Origin of the sequence: Brevundimonas sp. NPDC046655 (assembly GCF_044901625.1) — a bacterium.
Lineage (GTDB): Bacteria > Pseudomonadota > Alphaproteobacteria > Caulobacterales > Caulobacteraceae > Brevundimonas.
Genome location: NZ_JBJDPV010000003.1, coordinates 190585 through 214564 on the forward strand (window position 1 = coordinate 190585; position 23980 = coordinate 214564).

Sequence of the window (23980 nt, forward strand, 5' to 3'; positions counted from 1 at the left end):
GTTCAGGAGGAAATACACCATCAAATTTTGCGTTTAGCAATGCTTCGCCCAAATTTTGGCTCGTATAGGCGCTGTTGCCCTCAATCCTCATCCATCTTCAGGGCGGCGATGAAGGCTTCCTGCGGGATCTCCACCTTGCCGAACTGGCGCATGCGCTTCTTGCCGGCCTTCTGCTTCTCCAGCAGCTTCTTCTTGCGGGTGGCGTCGCCGCCGTAGCACTTGGACGTCACGTCCTTGCGCAGGGCGCGGACGGTTTCGCGGGCGATGATCTTGCCGCCGATGGCCGCCTGGATCGGGATGACGAACATGTGGGGCGGGATCAGCTCCTTCATCTTCTCGACCATGCCGCGGCCGCGCGTCTCGGCGCGGGCGCGGTGGACCAGCATGGACAGGGCGTCGACCGGCTCGGCGTTGACCAGGATGCTCATCTTGACCAGGTCGCCGACCTTGTAGTCGGTGATCTCGTAGTCGAAGCTGGCGTAGCCCTTCGAGATCGACTTCAGGCGGTCGTAGAAGTCGAAGACGACCTCGTTCAGCGGCAGCTCATAGACCACCAGGGCGCGGCTGCCGACGTAGGACAGCTCGACCTGGGTGCCGCGGCGGTCCTGACACAGCTTGATGACGCCGCCCAGGTATTCGTCGGGGGTCAGGATGGTGGCCTTGATCCACGGCTCGCTGATGGTCTCGATCTGCATCACGTCGGGCAGGTCGGCCGGGTTGTGCAGGTCGATCTCGCGGCCGTCGCGCAGGCCGATCTTGTAGACGACCGAGGGGGCCGTCGCGATCAGGTCCAGGTTGAACTCGCGGCTCAGGCGCTCCTGGATGATCTCCAGGTGCAGCAGGCCGAGGAAGCCGCAGCGGAAGCCGAAGCCCAGGGCGGCGCTGGATTCCATCTCATAGGTGAAGCTGGCGTCGTTCAGGCGCAGCTTGCCGATGGCGGCGCGCAGGTCCTCGAAGTCGGCGGCGTCGACCGGGAAGAGGCCGCAGAAGACCACCGACTGGACTTCCTTGAAGCCCTTCAGCGGTTCGGCGGTCGGCTTCTTCTCGTCGGTGATGGTGTCGCCGACGGCGGCGTGGGCCACTTCCTTGATCTGGGCGGTGATGAAGCCGACCTCGCCGGGGCCAAGCGCCTCGACCGGGGTGTTCTTGGGCAGGAAGACGCCGACGCGGTCGACCAGGTGGGTCGAGCCCGACTGCATCATCTTCACCCGCATGCCGGCCTTCAGCACGCCGTCGAAGACGCGCACCAGCAGGACCACGCCCAGATAGGGGTCGTACCAGGCGTCGACCAGCATGGCCTTCAAGGGGGCGTCGATGTCGCCCTTGGGCGCGGGCAGGCGGGTGACGATGGCCTCCAGCACGTCCTCGATGCCGATGCCCGACTTGGCCGAGCACATGACGGCGTCGGAGGCGTCGATGCCGATGACGTCCTCGATCTGGGCCCTCACCCGTTCCGGCTCGGCGGCGGGCAGGTCGATCTTGTTGAGGACCGGCACGATCTCGTGGTTGTTGTCGATCGCCTGATAGACGTTGGCCAGGGTCTGCGCCTCGACGCCCTGCGAGGCGTCCACCACCAGGATCGAGCCTTCGCACGCGGCCAGCGAGCGCGACACCTCATAGGCGAAGTCGACGTGCCCCGGCGTGTCCATCAGGTTCAGAACATACTCCAGCCCGTCCTGGGCCTTGTAGTTCAGGCGCACGGTCTGCGCCTTGATGGTGATCCCGCGCTCCTTCTCGATGTCCATGTTATCAAGGACCTGTTCCGACATTTCTCGCGCGGACAGGCCGCCGGTGTGCTGGATCAGTCGGTCCGACAGCGTGGACTTGCCGTGGTCGATGTGGGCGACCACCGAGAAGTTGCGGATGCGTTCGATAGGGGGCGTCGTCATGGTCCGCGCGCTTAGCATCCGGCGCGCTCAAACGCCATGCGTCGGGTGTGCGCGGCGATTTTCTGGTCGAGCGCGGCGAGGGGACGAGTTTATTCCGGGTGGTCGCCTGATCAAATGACCCGATCTGCTGCACGCAGTCGCTCGGCGCCATAACAAATGAGGTCCGGCGTCGCGGAGGCGCCTGAAGAATGTACGTTTTTGGGCCAATTCTCCTGCCGCGAGAACGGGGAACGAGGGTCTTTCAGAACGATTGGGTTGTCCGGAGGTGGAGGAACCTCCGTATCCAATATGATCTGGAGGCTAATGATATGCGTGCCAAATTGATGAGTTCGGCAGCAGTTCTCTTGGGGGTGCTGGCGTTTGCAACCGCGTCACAGGCGCATGATCCTGTCCACCCGGACCCCAGCGGGACCGACGACTCGTATAACAGCCAGTCGCAGAACGATCTGGATGACTCGTTCAACACCAAGGTCGATGACTCCTTTAACAGCGACGCGTCGACCAACACCAAGGTCGATGACTCGTACAACAGCGACGCGTCGACCAACACCAAGGTCGATGACTCGTACAACAGCGACGCTTCGACCAATACGAAGTACGATGATTCGTTCAACGACAATTCGAAGACCGACAATTCAGTGAACACAAAGTACGACACTGATATTGACGACTCTTACAACACCAAGACCGACTACGACGATTCGTTCAACACGAAAACTGATTACGACGACTCGTTCAATACCAAGACTGACTACGACGACTCGTTCAATACCAAGAACGAAGACTCCTATAACACGGACAATTCGACCAATACCAAGATCGAAGATTCCTACAACACCGACAATTCGGTCGATAACTCGGTCGATATCGACGATTCGTTCAACACCAAGGTGGATGATTCCTACAACACCAAGGTGGACGACTCCTACAACACCGACAACTCGACCACGACCTGGAATGTCCACCTCTCGCTGACGAACCAGGACCTCGACGCCACCGTGAGCGGCCAAAGCTTCGCGGCGGGCGGCAGCGATCACCACATCGGCTCGCTGACCACCGGCAATATCGGCCAGGACGGCGGCGCCTTCGCCGGCTTCGCCGGCATCCAGACGGTCAGCAACAACACCGGCATGGGTTCGATCGGTCAGGCGGCGACGGCGGTCAGCGCCAACGCCAACGTCACCTTCGGCAATGGTGGCGCACACTAGGCCTACAGTCGGCGGCCGGGTTTCCCGGCCGCCGATCTCTTTTGGGAGGAAGCCATGCTTATCGTACTAACAGCCGCGCTGCTGTTCGCCGGCTCGGACCCCGCTCCCCCGACGCCAACCGTACCGCCCGTCGTGTCGCAGACTCCCGCAGCGGCGGCGCCGTCCACCGTCGAGACCCTGGACCTGGCGCAACTGCATGACCTCAACGGCCGTCAGGGCGTCGTAGTCGTTGTCGCCAGCGATCAACTGCTGAAGGCGACCAACAGCGGCAACAGCGTCACCGCCAACACGGTCGGCTCCGGCGGGATCACCTTCGCCGGCGGGGCCTTCGCGGGCTACAACGGCATCGGCAACTTCGTGATGAACACCGGGCACAATAACAATCTGCAGGGCGCCATCACGATCAACATCGTCACGACGGGACCGACGCCGTGAAACGTACGGGGGGTCGTGGTTTGAGTTGCGGCGCGGGCCTGACGCTCGCGGTCCTTTGTTCGGCCTGGCTGGGCGCTGCGCCGGCTGGCGCAGAGGTGATCCTCAGCAACGGGCCGGCGCCGGCTCGGCTCAACGTCGTCAGCTACCGTGACATTCCGTTTCGCACGGTGGTGCGCCAGCGTTACGACTTCAGTTGCGGCTCGGCCGCCCTGGCCACGCTGCTGCGCTATCACTACAACCGCGATGTCGGCGAGGAGCAGGTGTTTCGCGCCATGTACGCCGCCGGTGATCCGAGCGTGATCCAGCGCGTCGGCTTCTCCTTGCTCGACATGAAGAAGTTTCTCGAAGCCAACGGCTATCAGGCGGACGGCTTCCGGCTGAGCCTGAAAGACCTCGAAGACATGAACCGACCCGCGATCGTGATGATCGACACGGCCGGCTACAAGCATTTCGTGGTGTTCAAGGGGGATGATGCGGGACGCGTCCTGGTCGGCGATCCCGCCTTGGGGCTGAAGATCTATACGCGCGAGCAGTTCACGGCGATGTGGAACGGCGTCGCCTTCGTGCTTCGCGAGCCCGCGGACAAGTTCAACCAGGCGGCGGAATGGACGCCCTGGAACCGGGCGCGGCCCGGGCAGGCCCTGCCGAACAGCTCCCTGGCGGAGCTGACGCGGGAACTGCCCCCGCTCTATCAGGTCACCACGCGCTTCCCTCTAGATCCGTTCCTGAGGTGATGGTCATGCGACGCCCATATTCTCTCTCTCTGTTGATGGCCCTGACGGCCCTCGCGCCGGTCGTCCCGACGACGACCTCGATGGCCAGAGCGCCGACCTGGGTCCAGCCCGTGGTTCCGGAAGACGGATTGCGGTCCTATGTCCCTGGACCGGAGCACGCGCCCCAGGCCGAAGCCAAGGGCCCCCAGGCGCTGTCCGATGATGAACTGTCGGGGCTGCGTGGCGGCTTCGTCACCACCAATGGCTTCACTTTCGGCTTCGGCGTCGTCATTCGCTCTTACATCAACAACGAGTTGGCGCTGAAGACGCAGCTGACCTGGACGCCTGCGGGGCCTGTGACCACGCAGGTGCAGGGCAATGTGCCCGGCGTGACGGATCTGGCCAGCGCCGTGACCGCCTTGGTGAGCAACGGCATTGATCTGACCGCGATCACCGGCGGCGTGCCTAGCGCGGGTGGTGCGGGCAGCGCGGGCGGTGCAGCTAGCGCAGGGGCTGGCGGCGCTGGCGGCGCAGGTGGTGCAGGAACGCCAGGCGGTGCGAGCGGCTCAAGCGGTGCGGGCAGCGCAGGCAGCGCAGGCGGTGCGGACAGTGTGGGCGGAGCAGGCAACGCAGCCGGCGCAGGCGGCACAGGCAGCGCAGCCAACACGGGCAACGCAGCCAACACAGCCAATACGGCCAACACCGTCGTCGCCGGAGGAATCATCGGCGGCGTCGCGTTGGTGGACGGCAATGGCGCGACGGCCCTGATCCACAGTGTGACGGCGGGCCAGTTGCAGAGCCTGATCGTCAACAACGCCAACAATCGCAATCTGCGTCAGGACATGGAGCTGAATCTATTCCTGCCCGATCTGGCGACGATTCAGGCCAACAGCGTCGCCCAGCAGCGTGTTTCCCAGTTGACCTACGACCTCAACACATCCCTGGTGGGGGCCTTGGGCCGCTGACGACCCCCGCTCTTGCGAGCGGAGGTCTGGGCGCGGCTAGAAGGCGATCGGCAGCCGCAGGACGAACCGCATATCCGGCGCGTCTTCCGTCACCCCGAACTCGAAATTGCCATTCAGGCTGAAACGGTCAGTCAGCAGATAGGACATACCGAACTGCAGGGCGCCGACCTGCAGGGAGTCGGACTTCTCGACGATGTCGTTCAACTCGCTCGAGGTCGGGCGAATGTAGCTGTGCTTGTAGCCCAGGGAGAACGAGAACTTCGGATTGAGCGAGAAGCCGAAGCCGATGGACATGCCGATGGCATCGCCCGGATCGACCTCTCCAATGCGGACGCCGCCTTCAGTCTTGTTGATGTCGCGCGGCAGGTGGGCGAAATAGCTGACACTGCCGAAGATGACCGCCGGATCGCTGGGATAGAGGAAGCTGAGGCTGGGCTCCACGCCCCAGAAGCCCGAGCCGGTGGCCAGGCGAGTGGCGACCCCGAACTCGTCGCGCGGAATGTCGAACGGCCCTTCGCCGGTGTCGCTCTTGGCGCGCAGGCCGGCGATGAAGATCGGACGACCGCGTTCGCCGCCATTGATCTGATAGCGGACGGAGGCTTCCACGTCGCCGATGCCGTCGCCGCTCAGGTCGATGGTGCGGGTCACGGCCTCATCGCGCTGCTGGACGGTGGTGATGGTGTCGTTGCGGCGGATGTAGCTGGCGCGCAGGTCCACTTCCATGCGCGAGGTCAGGCCGTACTTGGCGGCGATGTTGACCGCGCTGGTGTCGCGGTCGGCCTCGTTGGCCTCGATCACGCCGATCTGGACGCCGGGCACGATCTCGATGCCGCGGAAGACCAGGCGGTTGGCGCTGGAGCGCGTGTATTCCGTCGACAGGTCCAGGGACAGCTTGCCAGCGCGGCTGAGCACCGCGATGCCTTCCGGAATGGCCGCCAGTTGCTCGCGTCGGGCCTCCATTTGCGCGGGGGCGACCGGCGGAGCGCCGGACGGCGCCGGGGTGGGCTGGATCTGGCCGTTGGGGTTCACCTGGCTGGCGACCTGGGTCGGCGGCGCGGCGCCGGTCTGGCCGGGCGCCTGACCGGCGCGCAGGGCCGCCATGTCGCGGTCGGCGAAGATGGCGCGCCCCGAAGCATCGGTCTGGACGCGCCAGCGGCTATCGACCTGAGATGCGGCGTCTCCGGCGGTCGGGATCGTTCCGGAGGCGCGCTCGGCCAGGAGCGCTTCCTGGGCCTCTATCCGTTTCTGTTGATCGAGCACCAGAGCTTCCAGCCGGGCCACCCGCGCGGCCAGATCGGCGTCCTGGGCAAAGGCGGCGGCGGGGCTGATCAGGGCGACTGTCGCGACCGAGGCCAGCAAAAGGCTGGATCGGACTCCCTTTCGACGAGAGCCGCGCAGGTCGCGCTGCCGAGGCGAAGGACGATGCAGGATCATGACGCTCTCTTTCTCTTGCTACAGGGGATCAATGAAGGACGGGGTAGTCGGCGCCGTAGTCGCAGGCGGTCCGCAGGTAGGCTTCGTCCAGAATGGTCAGCCAGCCGTTCTGCATGGAGATCAGGCGGCTGCGCTTCATCTGGCCAAGCGTTCGGCTGACGTGCACCAGGCTGAGTCCGAGGGCGTCGGCCAGGGTCTCCTGGGTCAGCGGCAGGTGCATCCGATCAGCGCTGCACAGCCCCGCGCGCTGCAGGCGGTCGCGCAGTTCCAGCAACAGATGTCCGATGCGGGCCAGGGCGGACTGCCGGCCCAGCCGCACGACATGGTTCAGCAGGCAAACGTCCTCATAGCGACGGGCGGCCACCAGCGCGCGGCGCAGCCGATCATGACGCGGGTCCTGAAGACTGAGGATTTCGCGCAGCATGACCGCATCGACGCATTCGACGCGCGTCAGGGCCACGGTGGTGGTTTCATCCAGCGGGCGAGGCTCCGCGCCCAGGCCCAGGCCGTCCCCCGGCAGCAGGAAGCCGAAGATCTGTCGCTGGCCGTCCGCCAGGGTGCGCTGACGGCAGGCCCAGCCGCTGAGGATCAGGCGCGGGGTCACCGCCCGACCTTCGGCGCTGAAGGCTTCACCTGCCGCTATGACTTCCTGGAAGACGCACAGGCGACGCACCAGGGCGCGTTCCTCTTCGGACAGGCGGGCGACGGTGTTGAGTATGCGCAGGGCCGCCGTGTCCGTGGGCACGGTCGCGGTGCGTCGCACGCTGAGCGTTCGCGACGTCATGTTCGGCATGCCTTCCTGCGCGGCGACGGCCCTCCAGCCGTGCTGCGCCCCTCCTTCGCCAAATGCATATCCGGCGCTCCTCCGTCCGGCCAAACGGCCGCCGAACGCCGGTGTTCCGTTAAGTACGTAGAAACACGTATTTCCGCGCCAGGGCGTAACGGCGAGGCTTCGGTCGGCAGGCTGCGCGCCTAGAGCAGAGCTTTCCCCGCCACATAGACAGCGACCAGGATGATCAGTCCGGCGAACAGGCGACGGCCAAGGGCGGCGTTGGCCCCGAGATGTCGGGCCAGGGGCAGGCCGAGCAGGGTTCCGATCACGCCGCCAGCGGTCATGGCGCCCACCAGGGGCCAGGACACCAGGCCCGACAGGCTGTAGTTGACCGCCGTCGTGGCGCCGAAGGCGGCGACGCTGACCAGCGAGGAGGCCTGCGCCAAAGCCAGGGTCATGCCCGTCGCGCCCATCGGGCCCGGCACGATCAGAAAGCCGCCGCCGATGCCGAAGAAGCCGGCGGCGGCGCCGACGCCGGCCCCCGACAAGGCGACGCGGGGCGCCAGGCGGGGCGACAGGCGCACCGCCGCCGAGCCTTCGCCGCGGGCCGGGCGCAGCATGGCCAGACCCACCGCCGCCATGGCGAGGGCGAAGAAGAGCAACAGACGCTCGCCGTCTATCGCCTTGGCGACTGACGAACCGAACCAGGCGCCGGTCGCGCCGAACAGGGCGAAGGTCAGGGCGCAGGGCCAGCGCACGCGGCCGGCGCGCGCCTGACCGGCCAGGGCGGTCAGCGCGTTCAGCGACACCCCGGCCGCCGAGACGCCGATGGCGACATGCGGATCACGTACGCCGACGACATAGAGCAGCAGGGGCACGGCCAGCACCGATCCCCCGCCGCCGAAGACGGTCAGTAACAGGGCGACCACCCCGCCGCTGAGGGTGGCGAGCGCGAGCTGGACGGTTTCCACGGTCAGCTCCGCTTCAGAGCCCGGTTCCAGGGGGCGAGCAGAAGCAGACGCGCCATGCCGCAAAACCCGGTGGCCCCGGCCACGAACAGACCCGCGCCGACGAAGGCGCTCAGACCCCAGAAGGCGGGATGGATCGTCACGCCCAGAAGCCCGCCGAGCAGAATCAGCCCGCCCGCCGCCATCTGCACCTGACGCATCAGCTCCAGCGGGGCCTTGGCGTTGATCCGGGTCGGCAGCCCGGCCTTCTTCCAGGCGTCCAGACCGCCGTCCAGGACATAGGCCGGGCCTGCCACGCGGTCGGCCAGGCGCTGGCAGTTGACGCCGGTGCGGTTGCCGGAGCGGCACATGAAGACCACGTCCTGACCCGCCTTGAGGGTCAGGTCGGCGGCCTCGAAGGCTGACAGCGGCGCCGGCAGGGCGCCGGCGATGTGGTCGCGGGCGTATTCATCCGGCTCACGGATATCGATCAGACGCGCCGCGCCGGACTTCAGTCGGGCGGCCACATCTGCAGGGGACAGGGGGATCAGGGTCATGGCGGGGTCCTCAGGCTTGCGGGGGGCAGTAGATGTCGGCGAGCACGGCGATCACCTTCAGGGCGGCCGGGTCGTGGATACGGTAGAAGACGGCGGTGCCGTCCCGACGCGTGGCCACCAGTCCGTCTTCGCGAAGGCGGGCCAGATGTTGCGAAAGGGCGGACTGGGACAGACCGGCCAGCAGTTGAAGCTGCGACACCTGCAGTTCGCCGCCGCCGAGCTGGCACAGGATCATCAGTCTGTGCTCGTTCGACAGCGACCGGAGCAGTCGCGTCGCCTCGCCGGCGCTTTGCTGGAACTGCTCCAGTCCTATGGATTTGTGTGTGATCATGGCGGGCAATATATGCGTCATTGCTAAATTAGCAATTGCTAATATATAAGGCGCTGCAAGGAGATCGTTTCATGACCCAGGCCGCACCTTCCGTTCCTCACGTCGTCGGCGTTTTCGATCCGGCGACCCACACGATCAGCTACGTGGCGGCCGATCCCGTCACCGGGGCGGCGGCGATCATCGATCCGGTGCTGGACTTTGATCCGGCGGCGGCGCGCACCTCGACAGGATCGGTGGACCGCCTGCTGGCCATCGTGGCCGAGCGCGGCTGGCGTCTGGAACGGGTGCTGGAGACCCACGCCCACGCCGACCACCTGACGGGCGCTGACGTTATTCGCATCCGCACCGGAGTCCCCATCGGCATCGGCGAGCGGATCAAGCAGGTTCAGAAGACCTTCGGCGACCTGTTCGAGGCCCGCGACGTGACGCCGGACGCCGGGGTCTTCGACGAGACCTACGCCGACGGCGACCGCTTCCGTCTGGGTGAGCTGGAGGTCGAGGTCCTGCACACGCCGGGGCATACGCCAGCCTGCGTCAGCTATCGGATCGGCGACGCCCTGTTCGTCGGCGACACCCTGTTCATGCCCGATTACGGCACGGCGCGCTGCGACTTTCCCGGCGGCGACGCACGGACCCTGTATCGTTCAATCCAGCGGCTGCTCGCCCTGCCAGATGAGACCCGCGTCTTCGTCGGTCACGACTATCTGCCGAAAGGACGCGAGGTCTTCGCCTGGGAGACGACGGTGGGCGCCCAGAAGGCCGGCAACATCCATATTGGCGGGGGGCGGTCCGAAGACGACTTCGTCGCCATGCGTGAGGCCCGCGACGCGACGCTCAGCCCGCCGCAGCTGATCCTGTCGGCGCTGCAGATCAACATTCGCGCCGGCGCCATGCCGCCGGCCGAGCCGTCGGGGCGCCGCTTCCTGAAGACGCCGCTGAACGCCCTCTGAGGGTTCGGCTCGCGCCGGCCCTGGTCGTCAGTCCTGCGGGATCACCGCGCGGATGACGCGGGCGGAGGACGGGCGGCCGGCGATGCCGCGCTTGGGATCGACCACGACACGCAGGTCGCCGTTGGAATAGCTGACCGAGGCGCGTGTGCCCTCGATCACGGTGATGCTGCGCAGGCGATCCAGGAAAGGGCGGGCGCTGGGCGAGCGGGCGATACGGACCACGGCGTCGGTGGTGACGATCAGGGCCTCGATGCACAGGGCTTCGGACTCCTGGCCGTCCAGATTGATGCGGACCAGCCGGCCCAGAGCCTCGCTGACCAGGCTGCTGCGCCGGGTCATCAGGTTGAACATCTGCACCGGACCAAGGCTGGTCGGCTCCAGGCTGACGGCGGGGCCGGTTTGGGAGACAGGCGAGCCGCCGGGATTGCGCGTCGTATAGACGGTGATGCCGCCCGAGGGGGTGACGCGCAGGACCTGCTCGCCGGCGTCGTTGCGATAGATGGTGTCGCCACGCGGCGCCGAGGTCGGACGCAGGGCCCAGGTCTCGGTCGAGCGCTCGAAACGAAGCAGGGTCAGGTTGCCGGCCCGGTCCAGCATGAAGGTCTGGCCGGCTTCGGAGGAATAGCGGCCGGGCGGCGGCAGGGTGCGGGTCACCGACTGGTCGCGAATGACCCGGCTCTGTTCGGTCTGGACGTTGGAACGCAGTTGCGCCGCCGCCGGGGTCGCCGACAGGCAGGCGCCGAGCGCCATCAGGGCGGCGAGTTCGAGGCGCACGCCTCCGACCGTCCTGGCGCGGGGCGCCGGGACGGCGAAGCATGGCGGATTCTCCGCCGCAACCTCGACCGTAGTCATCATGGTTGAAGTCGTGGAACGCCCGAACGGCGGATTTTAGGCAAAGCCGGTTCAGCCAACCAGGTACTGGCCGCCGTTCAGCGAGAGGGTGCAGCCTGTGACATATCCGGCACGTTCGCCCGAAAGCCAGGACACCATGTCGGCGATCTCCTCGCCCTTGCCCAGGCGGCCGACCGGGATCTGGGCGATGATGCTGTCCAGCACCTTCTGGTCCATCGCCCCGACCATTTCCGTGTCGATGTAGCCGGGCGCGATACAGTTGACGGTCACGCCCTTGCGCGCGTTTTCCAGGGCCAGGGCCTTGGTGAAACCGATCATTCCTGCCTTGGCGGCGGAATAGTTGGTCTGGCCGATCTGCCCCTTCTGACCGTTGATCGAGGAGATGTTGACGATCCGGCCGAAGCCCCGGTCGCGCATGCCGTTGATCACCTGCCGCGTCATGTTGAAGACGCTGTCCATGTTGACGCGGATCACGTCCGACCACTGATCGGCGCTCATCTTGTGGAAGAAGCCGTCGCGGGTGATGCCGGCGTTGTTCACCAGGACGTCGATGGGGCCCAGTTCGGCCTCGACCGCCTTCACCGCCCGCTCGCAGTCCTCGAACGAGCCGACATTGCCCTTGACCACCATCACGCCCAGTTCGCGGGCGGTGGCCTCTGCGGCCTCGTCATTGCCGGAATAGCCGGCGGCGACGGCCAGGCCGTCTTCTCTCAGCCGCTGAACGATCGCCTTGCCGATACCTCGGGTTCCCCCGGTCACCAGAGCCACACGCGCCATGATCCCTCCCCTGTAGTGACGACGCCGCATCGACGTCGCCCTACCCTCGGCAACCCGCCCTGGATTGGCAAGGGGGAAGCGGCGGCGTGGAGGCGTCGTTACGCGGCTTGATCAATCTGCGCCATGTCGATGACGAAGCGATAACGGACGTCGGACTTCTCCATACGCGCATAGGCCTCGTTGATCTGATGCGGGGCGATGGTCTCGATGTCGCAGACGATGCCGTGGGCGGCGCAGAAGTCGAGCATCTCCTGGGTCTCGCGGATGCCGCCGATCAGGCTGCCGGCGACGCTGCGACGACGCCACAGCAGGGGCATGGCGAAGACCGGCAGGCCCTCGGTCGTCAGGCCCAGCATGACCATGGTTCCGTCGCGCGCCAGCAGGTTCAGGTGGCTGGCGATCTCGTGGGTGGCGGACACGGTGTTGATGATCAGGTCGAACTTCTCGGCCGCCGCCTTCATGGCGGCCTTGTCGGAGTTGATCAGAAAGTGTCTGGCGCCCATGCGCTCGGCGTCGGCCTTCTTGCGGTCCGAGGTCGACAGGACGCTGACCTCCGCCCCCATGGCCACCGCCAGCTTGACCGCCATATGGCCCAGGCCGCCCAGACCGACGACCGCCACCTTCGATCCCGGCCCCACCTTCCAGTGACGCAGGGGGCTGTAGGTGGTGATGCCGGCGCACAGCAGGGGCGCGGCGGCGTCCAGCGGCAGGCTGTCGGGAATGGACAGGACATAGTTCTGATCGACCGTGATCCGGTCGGAATAGCCGCCCTGGGTGATCGTCTGGCCGACCGCCTCGCCCTTGGGATCGGGCGAGCCGTAGGTCTGGGTCATGCCGGGAACGCAGTACTGTTCCTCACCCGCCTGGCACGAAGGGCAGGTGCGGCAGCTGTCGACCATGCAGCCGACCCCGACCCGGTCGCCTTCCTTGAAGCGCGTGACATTGGCGCCGACCGCCGTCACGACGCCGGCGATCTCGTGGCCCGGCACGATGGGATAGCGGGTGCCGCCCAGGTCGTTGTGCACGACGTGCAGGTCGGAATGGCAGACGCCGCAATACTTGATCTCGATGGCCACGTCGTCCGGCCCCGGGTCGCGGCGGTCGAAGCTGTAGGGGCTCAGGGGCTGGTCGGCGGCGGTGGCGGCGAAGGCGCGCGTGGCGATCGGCATGGGGGCATCCTCAAGCTTGGCAGGTGGGCGCGCCGCAGATGGGACGCGCTCCGCATCGCCGCAAGACGACCCGGCGGCTATTTCAGCTTTGCGATCAGCGCCTGGGCCGCCGCCGGGTTCCGCACCTTGGCCCCGGAAATGAAGTAGGCGAAGACGTCGCCGCGCTCGGCCCATTGGCGGGTCTGGGCCGCCACGGCGTCCAACTCGGCCGAGGTCATGCCTGTCGGCTCGTCATCGCGGCTGGACATCAGCCGGGCGTAGGTGAAGTCGGCGGTGGCCTGGTCGATCTGCGGCCAGGTCGGCTCCTCGTCGTCGATGGCATAGACGATGGCCGCGCCGTATTGGCGCGCCAGGTCATAGAAGGCCTCGCAGGCGAAGGTCGGGTTTCGCACCTCCAGCGCGTGACGCAGCCGCACCCCGTCCTTTTCCTGGGGCAGCAGCTTGAGGAAACCCTCGAAGTCCTCGGCGTCGAACTTCTTGGTCCCCATGAACTGCCAGTTGATCGGCCCCAGCTTGTCGCCCAGCAGGGTCAGGCCCTGCGACAGGAAACGGTCGAAGCTCTCGCCGCCCTCGGACAGCACCTTGCGGTTGGTGCAATAGCGGCTGGCCTTGACGGCGAAGACGAAGCCTTCGGGCGTCTCGTCGCGCCACTTCATCCAGCTGTCGGGCTTGAAGGTGGAATAATAGGTGCCGTTGATCTCGATCGAGGTTAGCGCCCGGCTGGCGAACTCCAGTTCGCGCTTCTGCGTCAGACCCTCGGGATAGAAGACCCCGCGCCAAGGCTCGAAGGTCCAGCCGCCGACGCCGATGTGGATGGAACCTGTCATGGCCGAGCCTCCTGGGATGCCAGTTTCTTCATGCACCCGACGCGGGTCGGCGGGCAACCGCGCGCGGCGTCAGGACGCGCCGACCGCCGCCGCCGCCATGACGGCGGGGTTCATAATGCTGAGCCCGGCCAGGAAGAGGTAGAGGGCGATGTGCAGGCCGACGGTGAGCGCGAACACCCAGGCCCGTCGCGTCAGGGCGGCCGGAATGACCAGGACCAGATAGATGGCCAGGTTGAGCCCGTAGCTGGCGGCCACTTGCAGACCGCTGCTCTTGGATAGGTTCACGCAGACCGCGCCGACCAGCATCATCAGGTTGGCCAGGATCAGCAGCAGCATGACGGCGCGCTTGTTGGCCCAGAAGTGGGCGTCCAGATCCTGCACCTCGTCGTCCGGCTCGGGGAAGATCAGGCTGGTGGCGACGAAATAGACCGTGGCCACGACCAGGCCCGCGATCAGAAGACCATAGCTGTAGGGGGCGGTGCTGAAATTGGTCCAGGCCGCGTCCCAGAAGGTGGCGATGTCCAGGGCGACGAAGGCCGCCAGCACCGGCGTCTTCCAGCCGACCTTCACGGTCTTGCGGTGCTTGAAGGCGCGCGCGGCCCCGGTGGCGATCACCGCCACCGAAAGGCCCAGCACCAGACCATAGAAGCTGAAGAAGAATTCGAATGCGCTCACGTCGGCCCCCCGCTGTACCGCTTAGGGCTTGGGCGCTTTCTCGTCCATGTCGCGGGGCGGCGAGGCCTCGCCTTCGTCGGCCGGCTTCTTGCCGCCCCCGAACTTGATGACGCCGAAACCGAGCGCCAGGCCCAGCAGCAGGCCGATCGCCATGTTGTCGATCAGGGCGCCGAGGATGACGCCGATGATCAGTCCCATGGGAAGGCCCACGACCACGGTTTTCTTCATCACGCATCCCCCTGCGATTCCGGCCGAGCCGAAGAGGTCGCATCAACGGCGCGACGGCGCCTTTCGTCAAGCGCGCAGGAGTGGCGTGCTGCGAAGCCGGGGTCTATAGCGCCGCTGTCGTGGGAGAACTGTGCGCGTGCCGGAACTGACGCCTGAGATCATCGCCCTTCTGGGGCTGGCGTCGGTGATCGCCGGCTTCATCGACGCCATCGCGGGCGGCGGGGGGCTGATCTCCCTGCCGGCCCTGCTGTCGGTGGGGCTGAACCCGGTGGCGGCTATCGCCACCAACAAGGTGCAGGGCAGCGTCGGCACGGCCAGCGCCCTGTGGAACTTCTGGCGAAAAGGCCGCGTCGATTTCCGCCTGATCCGCTGGCCTCTGGCCCTGGTGGGCGTCGGGGCGGGGCTGGGCGCCTTCGCCGTGACCCTGGTGGACACGCGCTGGCTGATGATTGTCCTGCCGGTGCTGCTGATCGGCATAGCCCTCTATTTCCTGCTGGGGCCCAAGGCCTCGGACGAGGACGCCCACGCTCGGCTGACGCCGCTGGCCTATGCCGTCGTGGCGGGCGGGATCGGCTTCTACGACGGCTTCTTCGGGCCGGGGACCGGCTCCTTCTTCGCCCTCAGCCTGGTCATGTTGCTGGGCATGGGGCTGACGCGCGCCACGGCCCATACCAAGGCGCTGAACCTGATGAGCAATGTGGTCGGCATCGTGGTGCTGGCGGCGGGCGGGCACGTGGTCTGGGCGCTGGCGGGGATCATGGCGGTGGGGCAGTTCATCGGCGGGCGGATGGGCTCGCATGCGGCCATGCGCTTCGGCCCGCGTCTGATCCGGCCCCTGCTGGTGATCATCTCCCTGGCCATCACCGCGCGGCTGCTGTCCGACCCGGCCAATCCGCTGCGGGTCATGGTGACGGGCTGGCTCGGCTAAGCCGGCTTAGCCCGAAGAGAGCATCTCTAGAGCGCCCAGCAGGTCGCGCGCGGTGACCGGCTTGGCCAGGTGCAGGTCGGCGCCGGCCTCGCGGGCGGCGTCGCGGTGCTCGGCCATGGCGTTGGCGCTCAGCATCAGGATCGGGGTGCGCGGCGCGCCCGGTCGGGTCGCCTCCAGCGCGCGGATGGCGCGGGTGGCGCTCAGCCCGTCCATGCGCGGCATCTGCATGTCCATCAGCACCACGTCGAAGCTTCCGGTCTCGCAAGCGGCGACGGCCTGGGCGCCGTCCTCGACGGTGACCAGTTCCGCCACATGATCGGCCAGGATCAATTGCACCACGCGCTGGTTGACCGGGTGGTCTTCGGCCAGCAGCACGCGCAGGCGTCGCGAGGGCTGCGGCCCGGCGGCGAGGGCGGCGCCGTCGCGCGCGTCATAGGTCTGCAGGCTCTCGGCGCGGGGCAGGGGCAGCTCGACCCGGAAACGGCTGCCGACGCTGGGCGTGGAGGTGCCCTCGATGCGCCCGCCCATCATCTCGGTCAGGGATCGGCAGATCGACAGGCCCAGGCCGGTGCCGCCGAAACGGCGGGTGATGCTGCTGTCGGCCTGGCTGAAGCGCTGGAACAGCTGGGCGGCGTGGTCGGCGTCAAAGCCGACGCCTGTGTCCTCGACCTCGAAGCTCAGCAGGGTCGGGGCCCCGTCGTCCTCGGACAGGGCGAAGCGGACGGCGACCGACCCCTCATTGGTGAATTTGACGGCGTTGGACAGCAGGTTGCCCAGGATCTGGCTGATGCGGACGCTGTCGCCGATGAAGGCGCCGCGCGCGTTCTCGGCGCGCTCGACGTGGAAACCCAGCCCCTTGTCCTCCGCCCGCATCCGCAGGGTGTCCAGCGGGGCGGCCAGGGCCTCGTCCAGATCGAACGGCCGCAGTTCCAGCTCCAGCTTGCCGGCCTCAATGCGCGAGACGTCCAGCATATCCGAGACCAGCCGCTCCAGCGTCACGCCCGAGGTGCTGATCAACCCCACCATCTCGGCCTGCTCGGGCGCCAGATCGGTGCGCGACAGGGCGTCGACGATGCCGATCACGCCGTTCAGAGGCGTGCGGATCTCGTGGCTCATATTGGCGAGAAAGTCGGACTTGGCGCGGTTGGCGGCTTCGGCGGCGGCCTTGGCCTCGATCAGGGCCTGTTCGGCGGCGATCTTGGCGGTGACGTCGCGGGCCACGGCGTAGATGCGGTCGCCGAACTTGCGCGCCCGCCACTCCAGGGTGACGTAGTGGCCGTCGCGGTGATGGTAGCGGTTGACGTGGCCCTTGACCGGGGCGTCGGGGCGGCGGTTCTCGACCTCGGTCGCGCTGTCTAGCGTGGCGGCCAGATCGTCAGGATGGACCAGACTCAGGATGGCCCGGCCGATCAGATCTTCCGGTTTATAGCCGAGGGTCGCGGCCCAGGAGGCGCTGACCCGTACGATGATCCCCTGCAGGTCGCGTATGACCAGCAGGTCCAGGGAGACGTCGAAGAAGGTCGCCAGGTCGGCGGCCTCGTCGCGGGTCGACTGCGGCTTTCCCGTCATGGAGGGGGCGGCCGTGGCGATGGTCATGGGCGATCCTTGCGTACTCGCCGTCATGTCTAAAGGTCGCCGGTTAAGGCCGCATTTCCATCGTGTGACAGGGGGGGGCGCGGGCAGGCGCCTCAGTAGGCGAAGTCGCGATAGATGCGGCTGACGTCGCCCTGCCATTCGCCGTGGTACAGCTCCAGCAGACGGTCGGCCGGGGTCACGCCGCTGTCGGCGATGTCTTCCAGTTCCGACAGATAGCCGCGCTCGTCGACCATGCCGCCCGAGAAGCGGGCGCGGTTCTTCAGCCCGTGCTTGGCGATCTCGACCAGATCGACGGCGATGTCGCGCACGCTGCGGCCCGCCACCTCGGCCTTGAGACCCAGACGGGTGACGTCGCGGCGCAGGCGCTCATGGTCGGCGATGTCCCAGTCCTTGCACAGGTCCCAGGCGGCGGCCAGAGACGGCGCGTCGTACAGGATGCCGGCCCACAGGGCGGGCAGGGCGCAGATGCGGCTCCACGGTCCGCCGTCGGCGCCGCGCATCTCCAGATACTGTTTCAGCCGGACTTCGGGGAAGAGGGTGGTCAGGTGGTCGGCCCAGTCCTTGGCCGTGGCGCGCTCGCCGGGCAGGGCGTCCAGACCCTCGGTCATGAACGTGCGGAACGACTGGCCCGACAGATCGACATAGGTCTCGCCGCGCTTGGCGAAATACATGGGGGTGTCGAGCGCATAGTCGGCGTAGCGCTCGTAGCCGAAGCCGTCGGCGAAGACGAAGTCCAGCATGCCGGTGCGGTCGGGATCGGTGTCGGTCCAGACATTGGCGCGCGCCGACAGGAAGCCGTTGGGCTTGCCTTCGGTGAAGGGCGAACAGGCGAACAGGGCGGTGGCGATGGGCTGAAGCGCCAGCGAGGTGCGGAACTTCATCACCATGTCGGCTTCTGAATCGAAGTCGAGATTGGCCTGGATGGTGCAGGTGCGCAGCATCATGTCGAGGCCCAGCGAACCCTTCTTGGGCATGTAGGCGCGCATGATGCCGTAGCGGCCCTTGGGCATGACCGGCACGTCCTCGCGCCGCCACAGGGGGTCGAAACCGGCGCCGAGGAAGCCGAGGTTCAGCTGGTCCGCGACCTGCTTCACCTCCATCAGGTGCTGGCCGGTCTCCGAACAGATGTCGTGGATGGTCTGGAGCGGGGCGCCCGACAGCTCGAACTGGCCGCCCGGCTCCAGGCTGATCGAGGCAGTGAAGCCCTCGGCGTTCTTGCGCTCCAGAGCGATGACGTGGCCGGCCTCCTCCACCGGCGACCAGCCGAAGCGTTGCAGGCCGGTCAGCATGGCCAGGATGCCGTTCTCGCCCTCATAGGCGGGGCGGCGCAGGGTGGACTTGTCGAAGCCGAACTTCTCGTGCTCGGCACCGATGCGCCACTGGTCGGCGGGCTTCTCGCCCTTCGACATGGCGTGGATCAGTTGCTCTCTGGAAAGCGGCGCCGTGTCGGTCATCTGTAACCCCTGCTGTCGCGGCTAGATGGGCGAGGATACGGCCCCGCTCAAGAGGCAAGGCGATAAACTTCTATCGCTCCCAGTCGCCGACAGCCGCCTGCCACAGGGTCAGGGCGGCGATGGCGGCGGTGTCGGCGCGCAGGATGCGCGGGCCCAGAGAGACGGCGGTGGCGAAGGGCAGGGCCCGCAGCCGGGCGCCTTCCTCGGGCGAGAAACCGCCCTCGGGACCGATCAGGATGGCCCACTTGCCCCCGCCCGCAGCGGTCAGGGCGCCGATGGCGGGCGCGCCGCCGGTCTCGTCGCAGAACATCAGGCGGCGCTCGGCGTCCCAGCCGTCCAGCAGGGCGTCCAGCTTGATCGGATCATCGACCAGGGGCACGTCCAGACGCCCGGTCTGCTCGGCGGCTTCCTCGGCGATGGCGTCCAGCCGGTCCAGACGCAGCCGGTCGGCGTTGGTGCGATGGGTCAGGACCAGACGCACGCGCGCAGCGCCCAGTTCGGTCGCCTTTTCGACGATGGTCTCGACCCGCGCCTTCTTCACGACGGCCACGATCAGTTCGAGGTCAGGGCCGAGGGTCTGTTCGCGCACCAGCTCCTCGGCGCGCAGGATGACGCCCTTCTTCAGCACCTCGGCGACGCTGGCGCGCCATTCGCCGTGACGGCCGTTGAAGACCAGCAGGTCGTCGCCCGCCTTCAAACGCATCACCTGGGTCAGGTAGCGCGACTGGTCGAGGGTCGGAGCGACGGCGAGGCCGGGGGCGAGGTCGCCCTGAACGTGCAAACGGATCATGTTAGGGATTTAGCGGGCGCGCGGGCCGCCGTCATCCCGGACTGATGCGCCAATCCGTCTTGCTGTCTGATGCGATCCTGTCCACATATCGATGGTATCGATATGGAGTGCGCGAATTGCTGCGAGCGTTTGAGCGTCGAGCGGGTCCCTTTGCGGCGGTCGCCGTGGCTGTGATTGTTTCCATCGGGACCTATGCGCAACTTGCTCTGCCCTACCCCCGAGGAGGGCCTTGGCCAGCAGGGTGCTATTTTGGGGATGCCCTCATCGTCTTCATTCGATGCGACGCTAGCGTGCCCGGATTTATCGAGCCGGTTCTGACCTGGAGCTGGTACCTGACCTGGGGGTGGTTCTGGCTGGTGGCCTTCTTTGTCCCGCTTGCGCCCTACCTGGGCCTGCCGGTGCTGGGGGTATGGATCACCACGCTGGTCATTGCGGCCCGCTGGGTCTGGCGAAAATGCCCGTGGCGCCCTCGCGGGGATGAGCGGGCAATATAGCCTAGGTTTGCATTTAGCTCAGCCGGTCGCGTTGGGCGGGCCAGACGGGGGGCAGGTCGGTCTGTCCCTGGGCGTGGCGCAGTTCGCGTTCCAGCATCCGGCTCATGGCGTCCAGCGGCAGGTCGTTGGGATCGTCGCCGAAGGGGTCTTCCAGTTCGTCGCCGAGCGCATCCAGCCCGAAGAAGGTGTAGGCGACCAGCAGCGACACCGCCATCGTCCACCACCCGAGGGCCGGGGCCAGGGCGAAGGGCAGCATCAGGCAAAACGCATGGGCCGTCCGGTGCAGCAGCAGGGCGTAGGCGAAGGGCAGGGGCGTGGTCTTGATCCGCTCGCAACCGGCGAGAACATGGCTCATCTCGGTCAGCCGCAACTCCAGCACTGAGTAGCGGATCGGGTCAATCAGGCCGTCGCGCAGCAGTTCCGCGCACTGGCGCCCCACGCCGGTCAGAGCGGCGTCGACAGCATGGGGCGCGGGCTCGACCGGCGTCCAGCGGGCGATCTCGCCTGCCTCGTCGCGGTCGCGCAGGCGGGCGGCCAGGCCGAAGACGAAGCCGCCGACCCCGTTCAGCATGGGCGTGCGGCGCTCCTCGGGCAGCAGGGCCGTCTGGCGAATGAAAGAGCGGACGGCGATGATCAGCTCGCCCCACAGCTTTCGCGCCTCCCACCAGCGGTCGTAGCAGGCGTTGTTGCGGAAGCTCATGAAGATGGACAGGGCCAGCCCGATCAGGGCGAAGGGCGCCGCCGCCAGATGCACCGGCAGGTCGGGCCGTTCCCGGTGCAGCATGACCGCCGCCACGGTGATGACGACGGTCAGGGCCAGCCGCCCGACCACGCGCGGCAGGATGGACCCGTTGATGGCGAACAGGATTTCCAGCGGGCCGGGGCGGGAGCGGACGATCATGCGCCACCCCTTACCCCTGCGCCCGATGGTTTTACAGGGTGCGTGCGATCAGCAGCTTCATGATCTCGTTGGTGCCGCCGTAGATGCGCTGGACGCGGGCGTCCTTGTAGAGCTGGGCGATCGGGTACTCGTTCATGTAGCCGTAGCCGCCGAAGAGCTGCAGCATCTCGTCGATGGTCTCGCCCTGGATGTCGGTGACCCAGTACTTGGCCATGGAGGCGGTGGCGGCGTCCAGCTGGCCCTTCAGGTGTAGGCCGATGCAGTGGTCGACGAAGACCTTGGCCACGGTCAGCTTGGTCTTGACCTCGGCCAGCTTGAACTGGGTGTTCTGGAAGTCGATGACGCGTTTGCCGAAGGCCTTGCGCTGCTTGACGTAGTCCAGCGTCGCCTCAAGGCCGCGCTCGGCGGCGGCCACGCCTTGCACGGCGATGTTCAGGCGCTCCTGCGGCAGCTGCTGCATCAGCTGGACGAAGCCTTGGCCCTCGCCGCCGCCGACGATGTTCTCAAGCGGGACCTTGACGTCGTTGAAGAAGAGCTCGGAGGTGTCGTTGGCCTCCATGCCGATCTTGTGCAGGTTGCGGCCGCGCTCGAAGCCTTCCGCGCCGTCAGTTTCGAGGCAGATCAGGCTGGTGCCCTTGGCGCCCTCGGCCGGGTCGGTCTTGGCGACGACGATGATGAAGTTGGCCAGCTGGCCGTTGGTGATGAAGGTCTTGGAGCCGTTCAGGACGTAGTGGTCGCCCGACTTGATGGCGGTGGTCTTGATGCCCTGAAGGTCGGAACCGGCGCCCGGCTCGGTCATGGCGATGGCGCCGACCAGTTCGCCCGAGGCCAGGCGCGGCAGCCAGCGCGCCTTCTGCTCGGCCGTGCCGTAGTGCCAGACGTAGGGCATGACGATGGCGTTGTGCAGCGAGATGCCGAAGTGGTCCGCGCCCTTCCAGCCCAGCTGACGCATCAGCACGACTTCGTGCCGATAGTCGCCGCCGAAGCCGCCGTCTTCTTCCGGTAGGCTGAGGCCCAGCAGGCCGGCGTCGCCCGCGTCGTTCCACAACTGACGCGGCACCGAGGAGGCGGCGATCCACTGCTGGAACTTCTCGGGCGGGGCGTGCTCGTCGATCCATTTGCCGACGCTGTCGGAGAAGAGGGTGATCTCCTCATCAAGCATGAAGTCGGGTTCGGGCGTGTTGAGCACGTTCATGGTCGCGTTTCCTGCGGGCGCGGTTCGGACTCTGGCGGTCGTCTGGGCGCGGTCGATAGAGAAAGGGCCTCCCCCGCGTCGGCGAGAGAGGCCCTGTGGTTCACTGGCGGATCAGAAGGCCTCGGCGGGCATCTGCATCAGCACCTCGGCGCCGGTCTTCAGCTTGGCCAGATGGGCGGCGGCGTCGGGCAGGATGCGCTCGACGAAGTACTGCCCGGTCTGCAGCTTGGTGACGTAGTAGGGATCGGCGTCGCCGGCGGCGATCTTGGCCTGGGCCGACTTCGCCATCTGCGCCCACATATAGGCCAGCGCCGTCAGGCCGAAGATGTGCAGGTAGTCGGTCGAGGCGGCGGCGGCGTTGTCCGGGTTGGCCATGCCGTTCTGCATCAGCCACATGGTGCCGTCCTGCAGCTTCTTCTTGGTGTCGGCCAGGCCGTCGACGAAGGGCTTGATGGCCTCGTCGGCGCCGTTCTCGGCCACGAAGGCGTCGATGTCGGCGAACCAGCTCATGATGGCGCGGCCACCGTTCGACGGCAGCTTGCGACCCACCAGGTCCAGCGCCTGGATGCCGTTGGTGCCCTCATAGATCATGGTGATGCGCGCATCGCGCAGATACTGCGAGGCGGGGAAGTGCTCGGTATAGCCCGAGCCGCCGTGGACCTGCATGGCCAGGCTGGCCACGTGGAAGCCCTTGTCGGTCAGATAGGCTTTCAGCACGGGCGTGATCAGGCCCATGTAGTCCTTGGCCTTGGTCGCCGTGGCCTCGTCCGAGGACTTCTGCAGGTCGGCCTGCAGGGCGGTCCACAGGATGAAGGCGCGGCCGCCTTCGACGAAGGCTTTCGATTCCAGCAGCATCCGGCGCACGTCGGGGTGGACCATGATGGGGTCGGCCGGGCCGTCCGGGTTCTTGGCGCCGGTCAGGGCGCGGCCTTGCAGACGGTCGTTGGCGAACTCGACGGCGGCCTGATAGGCGGCGTCGCCGATGGCCAGGCCTTGCAGACCAGTGCCGAGGCGGGCCTCGTTCATGACCACGAACATGTTGTTCATGCCCCGGCCTTCTTCGCCGATCAGCCAGCCCTTGGCGTTCTCATAGGCCATGACGCAGGTGGCGTTGCCGTGGATGCCCATCTTGTGTTCCAGGCCGGCGCAGGCGACGCCGTTGCGCTCGCCCGGCGCGCCATCGGCGTTGACCAGGAACTTGGGCACCACGAAGAGGCTCAGGCCCTTGATGCCCGGAACCGCGCCTTCGACGCGGGCCAGGACGGTGTGAATGATGTTGTCGGCGAAGTCGTGCTCGCCCGCCGAGATCCAGATCTTCTGGCCGGTGATGGAATAGGAGCCGTCGCCGTTCGGCACGGCCTTGGTGCGGACCATGCCCAGGTCGGTGCCGCACTGCGGCTCGGTCAGGTTCATGGTGCCGGTCCATTCGCCGGTCGCCATCTTGGGCAGATAGGTCTGCTTCAGCTCATCCGAGGCCGAGGCCTCGATGCCGTGATAGGCGCCCGCCGTCAGACCGGGATACATGGAGAAGGCCGCCGAGGCCGCCGCCGTGAACTGGCCCACGGCCATGGACACGATCGAGGGCAGGCCCTGACCGCCGTATTCCGTGCCGAAGGCCAGGCTGGTCCAGCCGGCCTCGACCATCTGATGATAGGCTTCCTTCCAGCCCTTGGGCGTCGTCACGACGTCGCCTTCGATATGGCAGCCTTCCTGATCGCCCGGACGGTTGATCGGGGCGATGACCTCCTCGGCGAACTTGCCGCCTTCCTCGATGATCTGGTCGATCAGGTCGCGCGACAGATCGGCGTCGGCGAAGTGGTTGGCGTAGCGTTCGACCTCCAGCACGTCGTGCAGGACGAAGGACAGGTCGCGGACAGGCGCCTTGTAGGCCAT

At 66.8% G+C, this 23980-nt stretch carries 25 protein-coding genes; 7 read left to right on the plus strand and 18 right to left on the minus strand.

Going from position 1 to position 23980, the window contains the following annotated elements:
* Positions 1 to 80: 80 nt before the first annotated feature.
* The gene (gene lepA / locus ACI2KI_RS10735) at positions 81 to 1889 is read right to left on the minus strand and encodes a translation elongation factor 4 (protein WP_404619920.1); all 1809 of its coding nucleotides are present in this window, start codon (positions 1887 to 1889) and stop codon (positions 81 to 83) included.
* Positions 1890 to 2197: 308 nt separating this feature from the next.
* Between lepA and ACI2KI_RS10740 the strand changes: the two genes are divergently transcribed.
* From ACI2KI_RS10740 to ACI2KI_RS10755, 4 genes are read left to right on the plus strand one after another with little or no spacing between them, the layout of a single operon-like run.
* The gene (locus ACI2KI_RS10740; protein WP_404619922.1) at positions 2198 to 3097 is read left to right on the plus strand and encodes a hypothetical protein; all 900 of its coding nucleotides are present in this window, start codon (positions 2198 to 2200) and stop codon (positions 3095 to 3097) included.
* 54 nt (positions 3098 to 3151) lie between these two features.
* A complete protein-coding gene (locus tag ACI2KI_RS10745) occupies positions 3152 to 3532 on the plus strand; it encodes a hypothetical protein (protein WP_404619924.1) in 381 nt (126 codons plus the stop codon).
* The gene (locus ACI2KI_RS10750; RefSeq protein ID WP_404619926.1) at positions 3529 to 4266 is read left to right on the plus strand and encodes a C39 family peptidase; all 738 of its coding nucleotides are present in this window, start codon (positions 3529 to 3531) and stop codon (positions 4264 to 4266) included. The genes ACI2KI_RS10745 and ACI2KI_RS10750 overlap by 4 nt, the downstream gene beginning before the upstream one ends.
* Before the next feature lie 5 nt (positions 4267 to 4271).
* Positions 4272 to 5210: a hypothetical protein gene (locus ACI2KI_RS10755; RefSeq protein ID WP_404619928.1), complete on the plus strand. Its 939-nt coding sequence runs from the start codon at positions 4272 to 4274 to the stop codon at positions 5208 to 5210.
* A gap of 36 nt (positions 5211 to 5246) precedes the next feature.
* On the opposite strand, the gene ACI2KI_RS10760 is transcribed toward ACI2KI_RS10755, so the two are convergent.
* The 5 genes from ACI2KI_RS10760 to ACI2KI_RS10780 all read right to left on the minus strand — a co-directional run bounded on the left by ACI2KI_RS10760 (position 5247) and on the right by ACI2KI_RS10780 (position 9251).
* On the minus strand, positions 5247 to 6644 hold the full coding sequence (locus tag ACI2KI_RS10760) for a transporter (RefSeq protein ID WP_404619930.1): 1398 nt from the start codon (positions 6642 to 6644) through the stop codon (positions 5247 to 5249).
* Positions 6645 to 6672: 28 nt separating this feature from the next.
* Positions 6673 to 7428, minus strand: coding sequence for a Crp/Fnr family transcriptional regulator (locus ACI2KI_RS10765; RefSeq protein ID WP_404619932.1), 756 nt, complete (start codon positions 7426 to 7428; stop codon positions 6673 to 6675).
* 188 nt (positions 7429 to 7616) lie between these two features.
* Complete coding sequence (locus tag ACI2KI_RS10770) at positions 7617 to 8387, minus strand: sulfite exporter TauE/SafE family protein (RefSeq protein ID WP_404619934.1); 771 nt, start codon at positions 8385 to 8387, stop codon at positions 7617 to 7619.
* 2 nt (positions 8388 to 8389) lie between these two features.
* Positions 8390 to 8920, minus strand: a complete 531-nt coding sequence (locus ACI2KI_RS10775) for a rhodanese family protein (protein ID WP_404619936.1) — start codon at positions 8918 to 8920, stop codon at positions 8390 to 8392.
* Positions 8921 to 8930: 10 nt separating this feature from the next.
* Positions 8931 to 9251, minus strand: coding sequence for an ArsR/SmtB family transcription factor (locus ACI2KI_RS10780; protein WP_404619938.1), 321 nt, complete (start codon positions 9249 to 9251; stop codon positions 8931 to 8933).
* A 71-nt stretch (positions 9252 to 9322) separates the two neighbouring features.
* Here ACI2KI_RS10780 and ACI2KI_RS10785 point away from each other — a divergent pair, with 71 nt between their 5' ends.
* Complete coding sequence (locus tag ACI2KI_RS10785) at positions 9323 to 10201, plus strand: MBL fold metallo-hydrolase (protein WP_404619940.1); 879 nt, start codon at positions 9323 to 9325, stop codon at positions 10199 to 10201.
* A 27-nt stretch (positions 10202 to 10228) separates the two neighbouring features.
* Here the strand turns inward: ACI2KI_RS10785 and ACI2KI_RS10790 are convergent, their stop codons facing one another.
* The 6 genes from ACI2KI_RS10790 to ACI2KI_RS10815 form a co-directional block, all read right to left on the minus strand.
* Positions 10229 to 10975, minus strand: a complete 747-nt coding sequence (locus ACI2KI_RS10790; protein ID WP_404619942.1) for a DUF4908 domain-containing protein — start codon at positions 10973 to 10975, stop codon at positions 10229 to 10231.
* A gap of 129 nt (positions 10976 to 11104) precedes the next feature.
* Positions 11105 to 11830: an acetoacetyl-CoA reductase gene (gene phbB, locus ACI2KI_RS10795; RefSeq protein WP_404619944.1), complete on the minus strand. Its 726-nt coding sequence runs from the start codon at positions 11828 to 11830 to the stop codon at positions 11105 to 11107.
* A gap of 98 nt (positions 11831 to 11928) precedes the next feature.
* The gene (locus tag ACI2KI_RS10800; RefSeq protein WP_404619946.1) at positions 11929 to 12999 is read right to left on the minus strand and encodes an NAD(P)-dependent alcohol dehydrogenase; all 1071 of its coding nucleotides are present in this window, start codon (positions 12997 to 12999) and stop codon (positions 11929 to 11931) included.
* A gap of 77 nt (positions 13000 to 13076) precedes the next feature.
* The gene (locus tag ACI2KI_RS10805; RefSeq protein WP_404619948.1) at positions 13077 to 13826 is read right to left on the minus strand and encodes a DUF72 domain-containing protein; all 750 of its coding nucleotides are present in this window, start codon (positions 13824 to 13826) and stop codon (positions 13077 to 13079) included.
* Positions 13827 to 13895: 69 nt separating this feature from the next.
* Positions 13896 to 14501 (minus strand): hypothetical protein, encoded by a 606-nt coding sequence (locus ACI2KI_RS10810; RefSeq protein WP_404619950.1) that lies wholly within the window; start codon positions 14499 to 14501, stop codon positions 13896 to 13898.
* Between the two features lie 21 nt (positions 14502 to 14522).
* Positions 14523 to 14732, minus strand: a complete 210-nt coding sequence (locus tag ACI2KI_RS10815) for a hypothetical protein (protein ID WP_404619952.1) — start codon at positions 14730 to 14732, stop codon at positions 14523 to 14525.
* Between the two features lie 133 nt (positions 14733 to 14865).
* Here ACI2KI_RS10815 and ACI2KI_RS10820 point away from each other — a divergent pair, with 133 nt between their 5' ends.
* Entirely contained in the window at positions 14866 to 15657 is a 792-nt protein-coding gene (locus ACI2KI_RS10820; RefSeq protein ID WP_404619954.1) for a TSUP family transporter, read from the plus strand.
* Between the two features lie 6 nt (positions 15658 to 15663).
* Here ACI2KI_RS10820 and ACI2KI_RS10825 read toward each other — a convergent pair whose 3' ends face one another.
* The 3 genes from ACI2KI_RS10825 to ACI2KI_RS10835 form a co-directional block, all read right to left on the minus strand.
* Positions 15664 to 17253, minus strand: a complete 1590-nt coding sequence (locus tag ACI2KI_RS10825) for an ATP-binding protein (protein ID WP_404619956.1) — start codon at positions 17251 to 17253, stop codon at positions 15664 to 15666.
* A gap of 92 nt (positions 17254 to 17345) precedes the next feature.
* Complete coding sequence (locus ACI2KI_RS10830; RefSeq protein WP_404619958.1) at positions 17346 to 18707, minus strand: glutamate--cysteine ligase; 1362 nt, start codon at positions 18705 to 18707, stop codon at positions 17346 to 17348.
* 70 nt (positions 18708 to 18777) lie between these two features.
* The gene (locus ACI2KI_RS10835) at positions 18778 to 19497 is read right to left on the minus strand and encodes a 16S rRNA (uracil(1498)-N(3))-methyltransferase (RefSeq protein ID WP_404619960.1); all 720 of its coding nucleotides are present in this window, start codon (positions 19495 to 19497) and stop codon (positions 18778 to 18780) included.
* 290 nt (positions 19498 to 19787) lie between these two features.
* Here ACI2KI_RS10835 and ACI2KI_RS10840 point away from each other — a divergent pair, with 290 nt between their 5' ends.
* A complete protein-coding gene (locus tag ACI2KI_RS10840; RefSeq protein ID WP_404619962.1) occupies positions 19788 to 19991 on the plus strand; it encodes a hypothetical protein in 204 nt (67 codons plus the stop codon).
* 13 nt (positions 19992 to 20004) lie between these two features.
* Here the strand turns inward: ACI2KI_RS10840 and ACI2KI_RS10845 are convergent, their stop codons facing one another.
* From ACI2KI_RS10845 to ACI2KI_RS10855, 3 genes are all read right to left on the minus strand, one after another.
* Positions 20005 to 20892, minus strand: coding sequence for a bestrophin family protein (locus ACI2KI_RS10845; RefSeq protein WP_404619964.1), 888 nt, complete (start codon positions 20890 to 20892; stop codon positions 20005 to 20007).
* A gap of 31 nt (positions 20893 to 20923) precedes the next feature.
* On the minus strand, positions 20924 to 22087 hold the full coding sequence (locus tag ACI2KI_RS10850) for an acyl-CoA dehydrogenase family protein (RefSeq protein WP_404619966.1): 1164 nt from the start codon (positions 22085 to 22087) through the stop codon (positions 20924 to 20926).
* Positions 22088 to 22198: 111 nt separating this feature from the next.
* Positions 22199 to 23980, minus strand: a complete 1782-nt coding sequence (locus ACI2KI_RS10855; RefSeq protein ID WP_404619968.1) for an acyl-CoA dehydrogenase C-terminal domain-containing protein — start codon at positions 23978 to 23980, stop codon at positions 22199 to 22201.